The following is a 16,506-nucleotide window of genomic DNA, read 5'->3' on the forward strand; positions in this document are numbered from 1 at the left end:
CAGAATCTGTTACACCCTCTTGCTCATTGAAGACTTTAATCTAGAAACTGGAACCGCTCCGGAGTGGTATCCAGAATTCAGCAAAAGAGTTCCAAGTCCAAAACCTTTATGTTTCTTTGAGTTACCAGCAAAAACTTGCTTAATACCAACGGCTGCTGAATTTGATGATGGAACTGTTGCCCCTCTATTCATTGATCTTCGCGAAGCCTTAACAACAGATGATGGACGTCCAAGTAACAAATACCCCGAAATCCAGGATGTTACTAATGAAGAAGAGCTTCTGCAAAAACGCAAAGAATACTGGGATAGTTACTCTAAGTATTATTGCGCAACAAAAGCTATGCAATGCATAGAAGCAGCAGCTAAGAAACACGGTAAAATCAAGTGGATTGACTTTAGGCTACCTGTTGCAGCCTCTGGAGAGACGTTACACCTACATATTGTGGCAAATGAGGAATACCATACCGGTACGTTCGCTTATAACTTCGTTAAACGATTTTATAAGCACGGTGGGAAAGTTGTAGGCATGCTGAAAGCAGAGCCAGATCTCAATGTTCTGGCGATCTACGAAAACTAAACCCTTCTTTTGCGGATATAGCCGACAATTCTTTCGGCTATATCTCGCCTTATCCCCATTGCAACTATCTCTTCGAGCTTCAGTTTAGCTAACTGGGCAATTGACTCTATTCCACCCTCTTCCAATTTTCTGATAGTTTGAATGCCTACACCAGCTTTGCCACGATTAGCTCTTTGTATATCTCGCAATAACGGTCCAAGTGCAGAACAATATTTGACTTGCTCCATAAGCGTTAATATCTGGCGTTGCATGCGCTTCAAAAGGCCCTTTACACGCTTAATACGTTCTTGATTAGCTTCACAACCCTCTTTTAGGTGGAAGTAAAAAGTTCTAACATCAAGCAGCTTACTAATCCCGGCAAGCAACCAGAGCAAATCGTCTCGCCAACGCTCTTCTACGCCATCTAAATTTTTTATTCCAAATTGCTTTTCAATGCGACTAACTGAAATGCCCTGGCTTCTCGCCTGCAAAACTGCAGCCACAAAAACGGCTTGATAACCTTTCTTTCTCGCCCACTCTTCACCTTGCTTACCTTTTTTAGGTAATGCAATATCAAGCGAACCAAATACTTCCAGCGCTTTTGAATGTTCTTTTTGACCACGTAGCCAGTCTTTAAATAAAAGAGGTACAGAAGATGAATGGCTTTTGGATTGAGACTCCCCCCAAGCATCAACAGTTTCAGCTAGCTTAGCTGAAAAACTACGTAATGTTGGCGTACTAACATGGAGCAAGCTCAATGCGATAATATGATCTAATGGCTGCCAGCTCTTTAGCACTTCGTCCGAATCGTCTAATAACATTAAGTCTCGTATTAAACTGACGTAACCATGCGCTAAAGGCAAAGGTAAAACACTCAAACATGTTTTCTCACCAAGTACGGTTAGCTTATAGACTCCATCATCATTCCAAGCAAAAAGATGCCGCTCAAGCCAGGTTAACGCACCAGGTACAAAGTCGGAAAATTGCTGCCCGCCCAACGACTGCAAAAAAAACTGCTCTATTTCTGCAACCGATGCTCCCTCTTCACCTTTCCGGCTCAAATAGGCTGTTACCTGTGTTGTAGCAATATCATCTTGCTGTGAGGTTTGCCAATCATCCTCTCTTTCAAAAACAGACTTAAAATCAGGTAAAATTTCGTCATCAAGGGACTTCTGTAACAGCTCAGGTTGCCAGTCATCACTTGACCTGCAAAGCACATAGGCGTGCCCCTCTGTATTACCACGCCCTGCTCGCCCCATCATTTGCAATAAGTTACCCACATCAGGGTTACGAGCGCCCAGGTAAGAGAGGTCTCTCACTAGTACATGCGTACATGGCAGGTTAATCCCCATCGCGAGCGCTGATGTAGTCACTACTATTCGAGACTTACCAGAGATGAACGCCTCGCGATGCTCATTACGTTGTTGGGCTGACAATTTTGAGTGATAAGGTAATGCACCTACTTCCCCAGTTAACTTACCCAAAGATTCTGTTAGCGCTTTGGCTACTGACTCAGCTTGACGGGTTTGATAAACAAACACTAACGCTTGTGCATTCTCATTAGAAAGCAAAGCCTCTTTGGCCCAAGATGCAACTTGAGTGCTTACATCATTTCCTTCGGGTAGTGAGATAACGTGTTTATGTAATGCAGGGTGCCGCTCAGTGACGGAAACAACTTCACAGGGCTCTAGCCAGGCCTTGACTCGATCAACATTACCTATTGTGGCAGAGAGCAAGACGATTCTTGGTTTTGACGGTAAGCACTTAAGTGTGGTGATCAAGTATTCTAATGTGGCGCCACGCAGTCTATCCGCAACTAAATGAGCCTCATCGATTACAACACAGCCGATATTTTCAATCCAAGGTAAAGCTTTTGCATTGCGGAAAATAGCTTCTAAACGCTCTGGTGTAGCGACAATTAGCTCACCTTCTGGAGGCGGGTTTGTGTATTGTTCATCCAAGAGCCTATAGTCACCAGTTGAAATACTAACCTTAATTTGACCACTGTACTTACTTGATAACTCGTCATACTTTTCTTGCGCTAAAGCACGAAGAGGCTCGATCAAGATTGCAGTTTTCTTAGCTTTTATAGCTCCAAATAAGCAATGTTCCCCTACTAATGACTTACCCGAATTTGTTGGTGAGGAAACAATTAGGTTGTTAGTAACTTTAGATTGAACTTTTTCATATTTGCCTTGTACGTATGTCGCAGCCCTTTGTCCTAACAATTCTTTGAAGTTCATATATGAATTATTCATGAATAAATTTTCTGTTAGTCTCAAAATATTTCATCAAGTTTGTTAAGTTGGTCAGGGTATAATATGTAGTCCCAGCCATGACTTTTAAGTAATAAAAAATCTTCAGCCGCCCACTCACCATCAACTATCAGCACCGTATATTTTGGATGTTTAGATGCCACAAATCGATTATTTTTAATAAGCTTCCGCCCTTGAAAGCATCTTGATGAAATTTCTTTCAATTTATGTGTCTTACCTGCTTTCGTTACAGATCTCCAATGTATAAATACATCTCCAGCCCAAATACCTCTCATAGATAAATCTCTTCCAGAAAACCCTAAGGATATTGAGATCGCACTATCTAAATAAGACTCTTCATAGCAGATATTATTCTCTTTCAGATAGAAAAGTACTATCGATTTTATTGGGTCCATACCGTGACATATCAGTCTTGTTTCAATTTCTTTTTTGAAAAAAGAAGCCAGTACCGAATCTACTTCAACACTATCAAATTTTACTTTTCCTAGCCTTTGAGAAAGAGAGTCAGCTATTGCTGTTCGCAAGTTTGACTTTAAATCTCTTTCACCACGCTCAAATCTAGGAATATCAATTCCAATTAACACTGATTTAACCACACCAACTTTATCTGAGACTTCTTCTAACCAGCCTTGCCCTTGACGCCCTAAAACTTCTGCAAGAATTGCTTTTATCGCAATAAATACGGTTTTAGAAGGAAATTCATCTAAACCAGAATATAGGTATTGCTCTAATTTTTCAGCATTAGTAAAATCAATATAATTCTCTTTAATATGATTTAAAACATTCTTTATATCTCTGGAATTTAAAATCTTATCAACACTATCCTTACCTACATCTGACAAACCAAACTCAATAACCTCATACAGATTACTTATATTCTCTATGGCATATTCAATATCTTTATCATCCAATGATAACCCACCGATCTTGTCTTTTAAAATACCACAAAGAACGAGATCAACTCTGCTTTTTGATTTCAACCTCCCACTTTTCTTTAATTCAGAAATTTCCACTTTAGTAAACAAAGCAGACTTTGTAATTCCTCTACGATAATACGTATTGCGTGGGGTTGGATAAAAACTTTTACCAGTTACGATTAGCTCATCCCAAAACCCACTGTTAACACATTTCACACTTAAACAGCTATATACATCCATTGAGAGACGGTTGACGCAACTCTTAAAACCCAAATCTTCTTTGTATTTACCATTAATTAGCTCAACAATTTTTTCACTACTATTTTCAGATTGAAATTCTTGCAATAGACTATTTAAATCAACAAAGTATTCATCAAGATTAAAAACACAATCAAACAAACTCTCTTGAGCTTTTAATATTTTCCCCCTTATACGACCACCTGCAATAAATGAAAAAACATATCCGCTTGTAAAATTAGATTTAAAATCTTTTACTTCACAAATATTTCTCCAAAATTTTTGCTGAGAATCATTTTCAGAGCCTGCATAAGTGATTAACCCAAGGATAGAATAAAGATTTTTATCACGTAAAAGTTCCAAAAAAACATCCGGTTTCCACCTAAGACCTTCTACATGACTATCCAATACAATTTTATTTAGTGTATAACTATTCTCAGTTCTCAACTGAAAACTAGCTGCCACTATAAGCTCGAGAACCTTACCTCTTCTTTCACCTGCCATCTTACTTTTGCCTCTCACAATTAAACCTAATCTCGCACGCCTGACAGGTATCACCATCTACCTCATGATCCGGTGCCTTCCACTGATCGACAAAATACTTAGCTCGTTCCTCTTCTATACGATCTACCGTTCCATTAAAGTCACTCATCGCTGTTTGGATATGAGAGGGTTTTGGATCGACAACAAAGAAAATTTTAGAGAAATTGGAAGGGTCTCCCTCTGCAGCTTCCCATAGTTTGTCGTTATTAAGCTCGCCAAGAAACACAAGCACAGCTCGTGCGGGGTATTCACCTGTTTGCTGTTTATAGAGTTCACTGTACACACGCATTTGATACTCATAATCGCGCAAATATTGAGATCCTTTTGCTGGACGTTTACTTGCTTTGTAATCCCAAATTTCAATATCACCAGGGTCCGTACTGTAGGGAAGATCGAGATCATGACAAATTGCACCGGATAGAACATCGACAATCCCGTGCAGCACATAAGGCGCATTATTATCCGTTTTAAGCTCTCGCTCTAAGGGATACTCAGTTTGTTGAACATGGTTAAAAAATTTCTCATTAACAAGGATTAGAAAACGATCCAATAACTTAATTGCGTTCTCTTTTTGCTGTTTTGGATCATAAGGACGTATACCTGAGCGAACCAGTAACTCATGGGACTCATCAACTACCTCACGAATACCCTCTTTATCAGGTAGTGCACCAGTTAACTTATAAACCCTGTGTATCTTATCCAGTACATCATGCACCAGAGTACCAAAGTACATCTGGGTACTAGACGCACTTCGAAAACCTCGAACATGAAAAAATCCATATTGACGTCGACAACGCTTGAACGAGAGTATATCCCCGGTTGTTGAATACTTACGTATATGACTTTCTTCTTTCAATGCGGGCTTAGTCCAGCCACCATCTGTTAGCTTTGTAATAAAACTCATATTGGCTCAACCCCCAGCTTGGTCTTAAAGTCCTTTATTTTAGTGATCTCTCCAGCACCGTGCTCAAAACCAAGCACACGTTGCCAAGCAGCAGCGTTACCCGTTTGTCCACCTGCAAATTTTCCGGTTAAAAACAGTAGGCGCTTGGCACGAGAGTAGGCGACAAAAAACAATCGAATAGTATCTTCAGCAGCTCGCATCTCGGCACTTCGCATATTGCCTGTTGTTGGCAAGCTTGGCGAGTCGATATAAGGCAAGAGTAACTCTTCTAAGCGATGAGTATCAGATACGAACGGTTGTTTATCCGGGCGAATAACAAATACAACTTCAAACTCTAACCCTTTAGACTGATGAATAGTCATGATATTGACCGCACCGCTTTGTACCTGGAATGCTTCGTCTTCCGGGTCGCTCAATCCGTCATGAATCCCCTCAACAAACACAGCGTATACGTTATAGAGATCCCAATCAGTAATCACACATTCGCCGCTTGGCAGTTGTTTTAACCTGAGGTGACCTTCGTTATACATTGACTCGTATTCAGAGAGTACGGTGTTAATGACCTTCAAGCGGCCTGCTGCTTCTGGTTCAGTCAGCGCTGTCGCAAAAGGTTCAAAAGCCATCACTCTGTATAGTAATGACAGCAAGGTTACATTTTGCCCTTTTTTATAACTTAGATAGTTCGTCTTCTCTTGGTTAAATTTTTGCTTTGCTAAATTATGAACCCAATCATTAAGATACCGCTCTAATTCAGGGTAATTACCTGAATCAATCAAATCTGTAAATGCCATCTCACATGAGTTCATAAAATCCACCACACCACGTGGTAAACCAGCAATAAGGGTTTCAAAGTTTCGTTCTGGATTGATGATATGGCTTAGTGCACCAATTAGAGCTTGAACCAATTGAGCTCGATGTGCCTGCTTATTTCTCGGATTATAGTAAGGAACACTCACCTCAGCTAAAGAATCCGTATACTGCTGAATTCCTCTTACCGTTTCTCGAGTGGTAAAGGTAAGAAAAGCCACCTGACCGTAATCTTCAATTAAATTGTTATCTTTTAAAGAACGCACTAACTCTGCGGCTTGAACCGCGGTAGTTCTAATATCTCGATGCAAAATACTCGCTACAGCAGGATATGTGCCAGTAACAGAAGCAGCACTCGTCATCTCTGGTTTACCTGGGGCCCTGACACGAATATTAGGATCTTGCATCTCTGGGTGATGCTTAATGAACTGGTTTACAAACTCAACAATTCTTGGATGGCTACGGCGGTTTTCATGTAAATAAATAGGTGCAGGTTTGCAATTTAGATAATGTTCACAGGCTTTATCAAAGTTCAGCAACGAATCAACGGTTGCCCCACGAAAACGGTATAGCGACTGGTCATCGTCACCTACAACCGTAATGTCTTTAGAAGCTTTAGCGAGAGCAAAGTAAATAGTTTCTTGAATCGGGTTAGTGTCTTGATATTCATCAACGATAACGGTTAACCCTTGTCCGGCCCACTCTTCGCCTTGTGAAGACTGTAAAAAGGTTAATAAGTGTTTCTGTAATAACGCTAAATCTGTTCGATGAAACTCTTTAAGTAAATCTAAATACGCCTGATAACCCTCAGCCAGCGAAACAATGGCAGGCTCAGGATCTTGAAGCAACTTCTCAATATCAATATTACCTTCTGTGACACGGTTAAATAATTTTGCAGCTAAACCAGCTCGTGTCGCTTTGTTCGGCGGAAATGGCTTATTCCACAGTTCAAAAAACTCCCAAAAGGCAAGGTCATCATTTTCGATTAGAGGATTACGTGACTTACGGACAAAGAACTGCTGTGTGATTTCATCTTCCAGTATACGAATGCGCAGTGCTTCATCGTATCGCATATCCTCAAGCACCTTGGAAGCTAAGCTATGCAATGTTCCACAAAGTATATGGGATACATCAATTTTAGCCGCCTCTTCCAAGCCTGCATCCACCAGCAACTGCTTAGTTTGAATCAACCGGCTATGAAGCTCTTCAGCTGCTTTATTGGTAAACGTAGTCAGGAAAATCTTCTTCGGCTCAATTCCATCCACTAAGATACGTTTAAACACCAACCAGGTAAGAGTATGAGTTTTCCCCGTACCTGGACCTGCAACTACCCATAATGGATTTAGTGAGAAATCATGCTCGACAGCTTGCTGTTGCTCCACATTAAAAGGCAAAGCACCTGAACCAACAGTTTGGGTAATAATATCGTAGAATATATCGAGGTTTATTGTCCGTACTTCCATATTCATTTTTCCATTAAGTGAATTAGCTGAATCTTGTCATTATTGCTTTGATAATTCTTGTACAAAGGTCTCAATTTCATCAGGATAAATAATTCGGTCCCATCCAGAGATTTGCAGAATTCTCAAGTCTTTACTATCGAAAGTTCCATCAACAATCAGCACTAACTGTTCTACACCTTCTCGGCGTTCAAATTGACCATTTTCTTGATCAAAAGAATACTTAAAGGCTCTAGCCCTCGCGGATAGCTCTTTCTTTTTATGACCGCGTCCGGCATCGGATACTGTTTTCCAATGAATAAGCGTATTTCCCACCTTCACAAATGGCGTCGTAGCACTTCTTTTTCCTACATCGGCATACTCATTAATCCAACCTATATAAGACTTTTTCTTGTCATATTCCACCCCTTGAGATACTAATTCCGCTTCTAGAAGCCAAAGAATAGGCTCAAAGTTTCTATAGGGAATTAAACGATCTTCTAAATTTTCTTTGATAACCCAAGATTCCACAATTCCCTTCAAACCTGCTATTTCAGCTTCCTTGACACCGAATTTAAATCTACAAGACAAGCCCTCTGAGATTTTATTAATTATGTCGTCACTAGGTAGCTCTTGTCTTTGTGTAAATTTAGGAAGTAAAAACCTCAATAGAGGGGATCCTTGACCAGACTCTGACACATCAAAGTCAATTGACATCTGTGATATACCATAACCTTGATACTTCCCACTTTTGGCTTTTAGAAGAGAGACCATTATCTCGAAAAGCCATAGTTTTTCATCTGAAGCTTCTCCCGACATAGCAGCAGGATCGGAATAACATTCCAGCAACATTTTCTTGAGCGATGATGACTTGGTTATTTTGAGATAGTTATCTTTGACAAATTCGACATGAGTTGCAATTCTTGAGAGGTTACGCAATGGCACAATCCATGTGTTCATAGATTCGGGCACTTTCTTGATTATTTTTTCACAGACATTGTCTCCCAAAATTCTAATCACAGCGTTAACTTCATCATCGACTAACCGTACTCCAGCAGTTGTTTTATTAAAGAGCCCAAGCTCAATACAGTACTCAGGGATTGAGTCTTTAATAGCTCCTACTTTATTAATATTTTTATAAAGAATTTTTCTTACTGGCTCTTCAATGACAAGAAGCTTCCCCAATCCTCGCTTCACAAATGTGTTTCTGGCATTGACGGGCTCAGACTTTAGCATCTTCTGATAATCTTGAGACATTAGCTGCCACAATGCTTTCAACTCAGCATTTTCTTTCAAAAGTGTAACTTGTAATTCTTTTGCAAAACTTATGAGTGAGCTTTCTAGTTTTTTATTACTGTCAATTGCAAGATGTAATAGATCATCTCTTTGAGCTTTTGTTATCCCAGCCTCGACCACATTATCTTCAACCCACTTTTTGATAGGTTCAAAATAAGACTTTCTTTCTAGATGTAAAGTTGAGTCATACAGGTTGTCAACAGCCTCAGACAAACCCTTTTTTACTTCTGATTTAAACAGCAAATTTATTGCAATAGGTACTTGCGGTAACTGTGCTTTAGCCTCAAAAGTCTCCCCTAGATTTCGCCATGATTTCTTTTCAGACTCTTTGGATGATCCCGAAGCGGTAACAAGAATAATATGGCTTATATTGTCTTTATCGATTCCGATTGTAAAATCAGGATTTACAGACATAGCGTCAGGTTTTTCGTTCCAATAAACTGTTCCTGGTAATCCTGAAGCTTGGTGTGCCTTCACTAATGCAAAATGGGTAATAGTTTCGTATAACAGCCCACGTACTTCATTGGCCATAAAACATCCTAATTATTGTTCTAAAAAATCAAAGTCAGGAACTTGTACAGGTAACGGCATATCTTTATATGAGGCAGTAACAATAACCTGCCCTTTTCCCATTACTTGAAGTTCTCGCTCGAAGCCTTGCATATCAATGGAAGCATTTTTTATTGCTTCTCTCCTCTCACCTTCATTACCTAGCGCCATAATTAGTTCTGTATTGATCTGCGTCAGTACTCCTGCATCAATTTCACTAACTTGTTGTGAAATAACACTTAAGCCAATACCGAACTTTCGCCCTTGTCTTGATATATCACGAAAAACGGAACCAAAGCGCATACGCTGAGGATTTAAGATTGATGGGGCCTCTTCTATCACAATATTCACGTAAGGTAATTGGTTAGGTGGGATGACACTACCATTCTGAATATAGGGTAGGGAGCCGTTATTTAACCGCTCAATTAAAGCTTCCACTAGGCAAGCTAAACCTACTTGCCCGCAATCATCATCATTACCGAAAGCTAAGCGAATAGCGTTAGGTAATAAGTCTACCGACTCTACACTGCGTATTGCTTTACGAAGGGTAAACAGTGTTCTTGCGACAACAGTTGTAAATAGAAACTGCTCCATCTCTGACATCAACGAAGTATCGATAACTAATACTCGACCAGCCTCAAGAGCACAAAGAATGTCAGGTAGTTGGGATGTATAATCATCACCGAAATCTGGATCGAAATTAGTAACGATACGGGTATTGCCTCGATGCAAAAAGCCAAGGCGACGTTGAACGGCAGTAACCGTTCCTTGCATGTATTCTACTTCTTCATCCACATCGCTAGAGTTACCTGTGTCTCCCATGATACTGCGACCAATCCATTGTTCACCGTGTACAGCAAACTGCCTCGACGCAAACGACATTTGCTGCTCAGTAAACTCTGCAATACTAAATAAGTCTTCAGGAGTTATATCTGCGCGAGAAATTGAAACTTTTTGTTCAAAACCAGTTTCTGGTAGTTCTTTTGCTGAAAGATAGTAAAAAGGTGCAATTAACTGCTCTTTCTCTTCATCAGAGTAATGCTCTGAAATTGCTCTCACACCATCGGCACCTCCCGACGATGCATGCCATCGAAGGAATTCATCATGCGGATCAATAGCCATAAAACTTGCTTTCGGTGATGATGAAGCACTTTGGTGACAGCGGCGATTGTAATCCAGTACCCCTTTAATCAATACCATCATCATATTACTCTTCCCTACACCTGTTCGGCCAAAAATGCCGATATGATGAGAAAGAGCAAACGCCGGTAAACAAATTTTAACTTCAGGTAACGCGGTTTCACCTGCCAAGAAGTCACCGAGATAAATCCCATCTTGAGGCAACTCTTTTACCAACAATTCTTTTAAAACTTCGGCTTTTTCACTACAACCAGCGCTAATATGGTAGACATCTGTAAGGTGTTCAGGGAGCCGGCGTGGGCGGTGAAATTCCCAGCTATTTCCAAAATACTCAGAATAACCTAATAAGATTCCTCGAATAGCGATCAACTTTTCGTCGGCTAAATTATCGCTAAAATAACTACCAGGCATCGTCAGTTTATTCCGCGCAATGTCACTCATATCCATTGAACGGTTAAGAACGTTGGCGTATTCTGTCGCTCTAAAAATATATACCCGCTGCTGCTCTCCCCTCTGGCTTGGGATCAGAAAGAGATCTCCAACAGCAATATCGCTATTTCTAGCTACAATATTCAATGACGATGTATTGCTCTCAGCCAAAACACCAAAAGATTCTCCGAGACGGGAAATGAGTGTACTAATATCATTCATGGTGCCAATACCAACCTTTAATGCTAACGACTAGAAGATGAAGAGCCCTTGAAAGCATGGTGTTCAATATCATTTTTCACCGCTGCTGTAATTTGTTTTTTCAACACATCTCGCTCAGTCTGAGTTAGTGAAACTCTTTCTTGACAAGCTCTTAATGGATACGGATATCCTAAGCTGCGCTGATCATGGCAGGTATAGTCTAGTTTGCTAAATAATGCTTTTTCATTCGCTCTCGTTTTCTCTACTGTTTCAGCTTTAATATTAGCAATCCAATAGCTAAAATCGAGATCGACACGCATAACCGGCATATTTTTATGAAAGCGTATTAGGTAAGTAACAGCTCCTGGCGGGTGTGGAAAGCTAGCATTAGATAGTGAGAAGCACCACTCATCTTCTTCACTGATGGGGAGTCGCAAATACCAATGCTCCGCGACTTGACCTCGAACTAAGCCTTGACTATGGGCAGCAGCGATTTCTATCTCATCAATACATTTAACTCCGTGTGATTTACTCAATGCACATAAAGCGGCTGACTTCTCTTTAGCAAGAACACAACAGGCTCTCTTCAAATGTTCAAAAAATAAAGATGATTTTCTGTCATCACCGAAAGTGGGTAAAACTAAGGTAGTGTTAAGCAAAAATATATCTGGAGAAAGATCAGTGAGTAGCAACTGATACATTCCTCCTAATTTGGCTACTGAATTTAGCTGAATGGCAATATTACTGGTATCAAATTGTTTAGGGAGTATTAACTCAGCTAAAGTCTCATCAACTGAAATGCTCTGTTGCTTTAGCTTTTTTTTCAAGCTTAGATAATCAGACTTTTTAATAACATCCCTTAATACAGACTCTGTTTGAGTATCTGGTAACGCAAGGCTACCTATAGATAATTTAGCAAACACGCTCTTAAGATTGTTTTCAGCAATCGATTTACCATCCGGCATCCAACAAAAACCGAAATTGGTTGGCACTGCTTCGGTCTCTCTTAAGCCATACGTAGCTGAAGTCTCGTAAACGACTGCTTGAGAGAAGCTAGCATGCACAAACGAATCATTGTAATTAACAGAGGGATAGTCACCAGTGCTATCCACTGCGGCAACAGTAAAATGCTCCGAGCTTGTGCAATGGTCAAAAGAAACTATTCGTTTAGCCATTTCCAACTTTTCAGTGTTATCTGGCTGATTGGATGCATCCCATTCAGCCACTTTCTTTGAAACGTCTGCAATGGCGTCACTTAGTGACTTATTGAACTCCATATCAAATCGCACAAGCCCCCCCTTAACTAATTACTTTAGATCATTTAAGTTTCTGATTAAATGGTTCATATTGTGCGCTGCACGCCCCATGTTATTTTCGTTGCTACCATAAGTTCGAGTATCTATATTTTCTTCTCTAAGAACTTGGCAAGCTTTGCATTCACAAAGAGGAGCAGTAACCTCTTCATTTGCTGTCAATTTTGCTGCTTTATATTTAAGTAGCTTTTTCTGTTCATTATCGTACATGTAATAGGCCCCGCCAGTGAAGGCTTGCTTGTAATGGCTAGCACCATCATAAGAATCCACACCTATTTTATTCCATTCAGCCACATAACTAGGGGCAGAGAGTCCAAGTACATGCAACCATACATCAGGGAACAGTTCCCTAACCTGGCGGACAAACTCTATAGCGACCTTTTTTTGGGATGAAGCTCTGAAAGCAAGACCACCAAGCGATATTGCTTTATAACCTAGGTCGACAAGCTCTTGACAGCGCTTCAGTTTCTCATCCAAATCAAGCCCATGAACAACGCCCATAGGTATAAAGCCAGCCTCCAATGCTGGAGCTAGAAACTCCTCCGCAGACTTTTTATTGAACGCTCTACGTTCTATAACTACGTCATCACTGATAAATATATGGTCTGGCGCTATTATAAAATCGCCCTGTTTTGCATATTTGCTATATTCTTGGATGACCCATTCAGTTGTAATTAGGTGCTTACCTAATTTAGGAACCTCTTCTAGCTTATAACTCCATGCTCCACAATCCCAAATCATCTGTTTATCTTGGGGGACAGCAATAGTTTTGTACGCTAATGAACACAACCAACCATCTGGATGTTCATCCAAAATATCCCAAAATGGGGTTCTTACCTCTTTATCCGTACCTTTGTTCTTTTTTATATAATCTCGGTTTGTTATTACACCGAAATATTTAGCATGTGTCATTGACCTACCTTCATATTTTCCAACTGCTCTAAAGGCAAGTTCGAATCGAGTAATTGTTCAAGGAATTGCTCAGACTTAGCAATTCCTCTTAATAATCTTGCAGCAAGCTCTCCTTTTAATCCCACAAGTGCACAAGAAAACCTTTTTGCTTCAGGATTACTTAACCCTATAGATTTCAAGTTATCTAGCTGTGGTAGCTTTTTCTTTTGGGAATTACCACAAAACATGATCGTTGGGCTAGCGAGCATTAAAGAATCGTCAACTCGACACGCTTCTATATAACTATCACCTAATAAAATCAGCACTAGATCATATGGTTTGCTCAGGATTTTTCTAAAATCATTCGCTATAGATAACTTATCACTCCATTCGCGTAATTCTTTTTTCTTCATGCCTGAAAATGTAACTTCATACGGCGGCAATTCTTGGCTCGCCGCAACCACGCCATAACCAGCAGACACAATATACAAATCAATCTCAATGTTACTTCTCGTGTCCTTCAGCTCATTGATTGCACTCATTAATCTAACGTGCTGTTGCCCAGTGTAGAGCTGAGCAGCAGGTAAGAGAGTACTTTGCAAGTCAGCATGGATACTTTCAATATGTTGCCCACCTTTAATAAAGTCCTCCAAGGTAGGAGCTTTTTCATGATCAACAGCCTTTGCGCCTGTACAAGAAGAAATAACTAAAACATTCATTATTAACCACCTACGTAGACGCAACCAGAAGTGCACGTCTCTTTGATTTCAATTTTGGAGAGTTCTGGTAATAGCGGTTTAAGATGATTCCAGATCCATATAGAAATATTTTCACTTGTCGGATTTTCAAGCCCTTTGATATCGTTCAAATAGTTGTGATCTAGTTGTTCATAAAGTGGCATGAAAGCGTCTTTAATCACGGAGAAATCCATTATCCAACCGCTAGCCTCTGACACCTCGCCTTCCACATAAATTCTAACCCAAAAGCTATGCCCATGAAGTCGCGCACACTTATGCCCTTTAGGTACATTTGGTAATTTGTGTGCAGCTTCAAACTGAAATTCTTTATATATTTCCAAAAACAAATCCTAACTTTATAGAGGAACACCGACATTGCGAACACTCCTCAGCCATAATCAATAGTCAGTCCAAAAAACACAAACAGTTACGATTCTGAAATAATTCAGCTAGTTGTCAGGTTAATCAATGAGGTATGGATGAAAGGGTAGCATTCATTAATGCGACATCTTTAACAGTAATCAATTTTTCAATTCAAAAGCATGAAAAATGTCTAATAAATAGCGCACTATAATAACAGAATTCTATAAAAAGTAGCCAAAAATACTTAACGCTGTAAGCATAATTGTATAAAGGTTAAATCAACAAATCTCTCTCTTCTATCCTTTCCAATATCCAATCCTGCACTTCGCTTTCAACCCAAGCGACCGCTCTAGCTCCTAGGCTTACTGGTTTTGGGAAAGTGGCATCAGCAATATAGTTATAAATTGTTGAACGCCCTAGCCCAGTACTATCCATCACTTCTTTTAATTTTATTAGTCTCATTGTGAATACCTCATGTTTGATTCACAACATGGGGCGAGCTAGTAAAAAATTACCGCCGACATCAGCCTCACAAATACGATTCCAATAAGTTTCGGGTATATATCACTACTGTGCATAAGCCATTAACAGATAAAGGAGACTTTTATGCGCAGTAATTCAAATCAAAATAAACCATCCCATTGGCCCACGACAGCCCTTCAAGTACTTGAGAGCGCTGCGAGTATCATTGCAGAAAAACTGAACCATCAGGATGTGTTCACTAACCCTCAGAGCACAAAGGACTTCCTTACTTACAAGTTAGGTGGGTATGAGCGGGAGGTTTTTGGGGTGATGATGCTCAACAGCCAGCATCAGCTCATCGAGTTTCGTGAGTTGTTCTTTGGCACCATTGACGCTGCCAGTGTTTACCCGAGAGAAGTAGTGAAAGCTGTACTTGAAGTAAACGCCGCTGCAGTCATTTTTTCCCACAACCACCCTTCAGGTGAATCAGAACCTTCTCAAGCAGATAAGCTCATTACAAAGAAGTTAATTGATGCTTTGGGATTAATAGATGTCAGGGTCTTAGACCACATAATAGTGGGTAAATCCCCGGTGTCACTGGCGGAAAGAGGTCTAATCTAACGGTCTCGGCATTCAGTATTTTCTATTTAGAAAGCTTCGGCTTAATAACCTTCGAAGCCTATCCATTTCGATGTAACTCAAAATCAATCAACCACCAGCTAGCAAGAGATTAAGAGCGCACGCTCTTAATCTCTTGCTGTTGCGTGTTTATTCATTAGGGACGTTTATATGACAATTTCAATTGATACCAATCAAAGACCTGCTATGCCAGACCCTTTCTATCAGTTACTAACACAAGAGTTGATTAACACTAATCCACAGGAGGCAAATGCCATCACCTTATATTTTCGTGATCCTGACTATTCACCTGAACGAGGTGGGTTTCATCCTGTTGAAGTAAGGCTTGAGAAACAACTTAATCAATGGCGATTAGTTTACGTTACTGATTTTGCTTTTCATGGGCATGACTTTCCTGAACTCATCAAAGACATTGATATTTGCTTCAACAGCAAACAAGTCTATAGCTCAATTGGTGGATGGATAAAACATGATGAAGGCACAGAGCTTATTGAACTGTTTAGTGACAACTTCACTAGCTATCACCATATGGATGTTTATCAGGTGCAAATTGCACTGGGTTAACGCCATTTCAAACCCAAGTTCCCATATTGGTAAAACGGGAACACTCAAACCCTTACCCCATGGGCCTTTGCGAAACCAAAGTGCCCAAAACATCGATATAGCAGAAAAAAGGAACTTGCCCATGCCTGAAGTTCAAGCAGTAAAAGATCATGATAAGGTTAAACTCATTAGCTTCTTACTTGAGAAACAGTTTAGCCAACAACTCGCTGATGTGTGGAATATCGTGTTCTGGTCTAATTCCAT

14 protein-coding genes are annotated in these 16,506 nt (G+C 40.1%); 3 read left to right on the top strand and 11 right to left on the bottom strand.

Annotated features, from left to right (window positions below; all coding sequences use genetic code 11):
• The coding region (locus tag AB4160_RS18410; RefSeq protein ID WP_372005875.1) for a hypothetical protein at positions 1-577 on the top strand (577 nt) is incomplete at its 5' end.
• On the opposite strand, the gene AB4160_RS18415 is transcribed toward AB4160_RS18410, so the two are convergent.
• The 11 genes from AB4160_RS18415 to AB4160_RS18465 all read right to left on the bottom strand — a co-directional run bounded on the left by AB4160_RS18415 (position 574) and on the right by AB4160_RS18465 (position 15,060).
• The gene (locus tag AB4160_RS18415) at positions 574-2,814 is read right to left on the bottom strand and encodes a DEAD/DEAH box helicase (RefSeq protein WP_372005877.1); all 2,241 of its coding nucleotides are present in this window, start codon (positions 2,812-2,814) and stop codon (positions 574-576) included. The genes AB4160_RS18410 and AB4160_RS18415 overlap by 4 nt on opposite strands.
• Positions 2,815-2,834: 20 nt before the next feature.
• Complete coding sequence (locus AB4160_RS18420) at positions 2,835-4,490, bottom strand: hypothetical protein (RefSeq protein ID WP_372005879.1); 1,656 nt, start codon at positions 4,488-4,490, stop codon at positions 2,835-2,837.
• Position 4,491: 1 nt separating this feature from the next.
• On the bottom strand, positions 4,492-5,433 hold the full coding sequence (locus AB4160_RS18425; RefSeq protein WP_372005881.1) for a PD-(D/E)XK nuclease family protein: 942 nt from the start codon (positions 5,431-5,433) through the stop codon (positions 4,492-4,494).
• Positions 5,430-7,703, bottom strand: coding sequence for a UvrD-helicase domain-containing protein (locus AB4160_RS18430; RefSeq protein WP_372005884.1), 2,274 nt, complete (start codon positions 7,701-7,703; stop codon positions 5,430-5,432). The genes AB4160_RS18425 and AB4160_RS18430 overlap by 4 nt, the downstream gene beginning before the upstream one ends.
• A gap of 39 nt (positions 7,704-7,742) precedes the next feature.
• Positions 7,743-9,506 (bottom strand): hypothetical protein, encoded by a 1,764-nt coding sequence (locus AB4160_RS18435; RefSeq protein ID WP_372005887.1) that lies wholly within the window; start codon positions 9,504-9,506, stop codon positions 7,743-7,745.
• A 12-nt stretch (positions 9,507-9,518) separates the two neighbouring features.
• Complete coding sequence (locus AB4160_RS18440; RefSeq protein WP_372005890.1) at positions 9,519-11,315, bottom strand: ATP-binding protein; 1,797 nt, start codon at positions 11,313-11,315, stop codon at positions 9,519-9,521.
• 23 nt (positions 11,316-11,338) lie between these two features.
• A complete protein-coding gene (locus AB4160_RS18445; RefSeq protein ID WP_372005893.1) occupies positions 11,339-12,583 on the bottom strand; it encodes a hypothetical protein in 1,245 nt (414 codons plus the stop codon).
• An 18-nt stretch (positions 12,584-12,601) separates the two neighbouring features.
• A complete protein-coding gene (locus tag AB4160_RS18450) occupies positions 12,602-13,519 on the bottom strand; it encodes a hypothetical protein (protein WP_372005895.1) in 918 nt (305 codons plus the stop codon).
• Complete coding sequence (locus tag AB4160_RS18455; RefSeq protein WP_372005897.1) at positions 13,516-14,217, bottom strand: DUF6884 domain-containing protein; 702 nt, start codon at positions 14,215-14,217, stop codon at positions 13,516-13,518. Before AB4160_RS18455 ends, AB4160_RS18450 begins: the two co-directional genes overlap by 4 nt.
• Before the next feature lie 2 nt (positions 14,218-14,219).
• Positions 14,220-14,576, bottom strand: a complete 357-nt coding sequence (gene queD / locus AB4160_RS18460; RefSeq protein WP_372005899.1) for a 6-carboxytetrahydropterin synthase QueD — start codon at positions 14,574-14,576, stop codon at positions 14,220-14,222.
• 295 nt (positions 14,577-14,871) lie between these two features.
• Positions 14,872-15,060 (bottom strand): AlpA family transcriptional regulator, encoded by a 189-nt coding sequence (locus AB4160_RS18465; protein ID WP_372005902.1) that lies wholly within the window; start codon positions 15,058-15,060, stop codon positions 14,872-14,874.
• Between the two features lie 144 nt (positions 15,061-15,204).
• Here AB4160_RS18465 and radC point away from each other — a divergent pair, with 144 nt between their 5' ends.
• Together radC and AB4160_RS18475 are read left to right on the top strand one after the other, a co-directional pair.
• A complete protein-coding gene (gene radC, locus AB4160_RS18470; protein ID WP_372005905.1) occupies positions 15,205-15,681 on the top strand; it encodes a DNA repair protein RadC in 477 nt (158 codons plus the stop codon).
• Positions 15,682-15,849: 168 nt separating this feature from the next.
• Entirely contained in the window at positions 15,850-16,263 is a 414-nt protein-coding gene (locus AB4160_RS18475) for a DUF2787 domain-containing protein (RefSeq protein ID WP_372005908.1), read from the top strand.
• Positions 16,264-16,506 lie beyond the last annotated feature (243 nt).

The sequence above is a fragment of the Shewanella sp. 10N.286.51.B8 genome, from assembly GCF_041469325.1.
Taxonomy (GTDB): domain Bacteria; phylum Pseudomonadota; class Gammaproteobacteria; order Enterobacterales; family Shewanellaceae; genus Shewanella.

What these genes read in the sequence shown, in the direction of transcription:
- AB4160_RS18415 (WP_372005877.1), bottom strand. Translation starts at nt 2,814, where the DNA reads ATGAATAATTCATATATGAACTTCAAAGAATTGTTAGGACAAAGGGCT.
- AB4160_RS18420 (WP_372005879.1), bottom strand. Translation starts at nt 4,490, where the DNA reads ATGGCAGGTGAAAGAAGAGGTAAGGTTCTCGAGCTTATAGTGGCAGCT.
- AB4160_RS18425 (WP_372005881.1), bottom strand. Translation starts at nt 5,433, where the DNA reads ATGAGTTTTATTACAAAGCTAACAGATGGTGGCTGGACTAAGCCCGCA.
- AB4160_RS18430 (WP_372005884.1), bottom strand. Translation starts at nt 7,703, where the DNA reads ATGGAAGTACGGACAATAAACCTCGATATATTCTACGATATTATTACC.
- AB4160_RS18435 (WP_372005887.1), bottom strand. Translation starts at nt 9,506, where the DNA reads ATGGCCAATGAAGTACGTGGGCTGTTATACGAAACTATTACCCATTTT.
- AB4160_RS18440 (WP_372005890.1), bottom strand. Translation starts at nt 11,315, where the DNA reads ATGAATGATATTAGTACACTCATTTCCCGTCTCGGAGAATCTTTTGGT.
- AB4160_RS18450 (WP_372005895.1), bottom strand. Translation starts at nt 13,519, where the DNA reads ATGACACATGCTAAATATTTCGGTGTAATAACAAACCGAGATTATATA.
- AB4160_RS18455 (WP_372005897.1), bottom strand. Translation starts at nt 14,217, where the DNA reads ATGAATGTTTTAGTTATTTCTTCTTGTACAGGCGCAAAGGCTGTTGAT.
- AB4160_RS18465 (WP_372005902.1), bottom strand. Translation starts at nt 15,060, where the DNA reads ATGAGACTAATAAAATTAAAAGAAGTGATGGATAGTACTGGGCTAGGG.
- radC (WP_372005905.1), top strand. Translation starts at nt 15,205, where the DNA reads ATGCGCAGTAATTCAAATCAAAATAAACCATCCCATTGGCCCACGACA.
- AB4160_RS18475 (WP_372005908.1), top strand. Translation starts at nt 15,850, where the DNA reads ATGACAATTTCAATTGATACCAATCAAAGACCTGCTATGCCAGACCCT.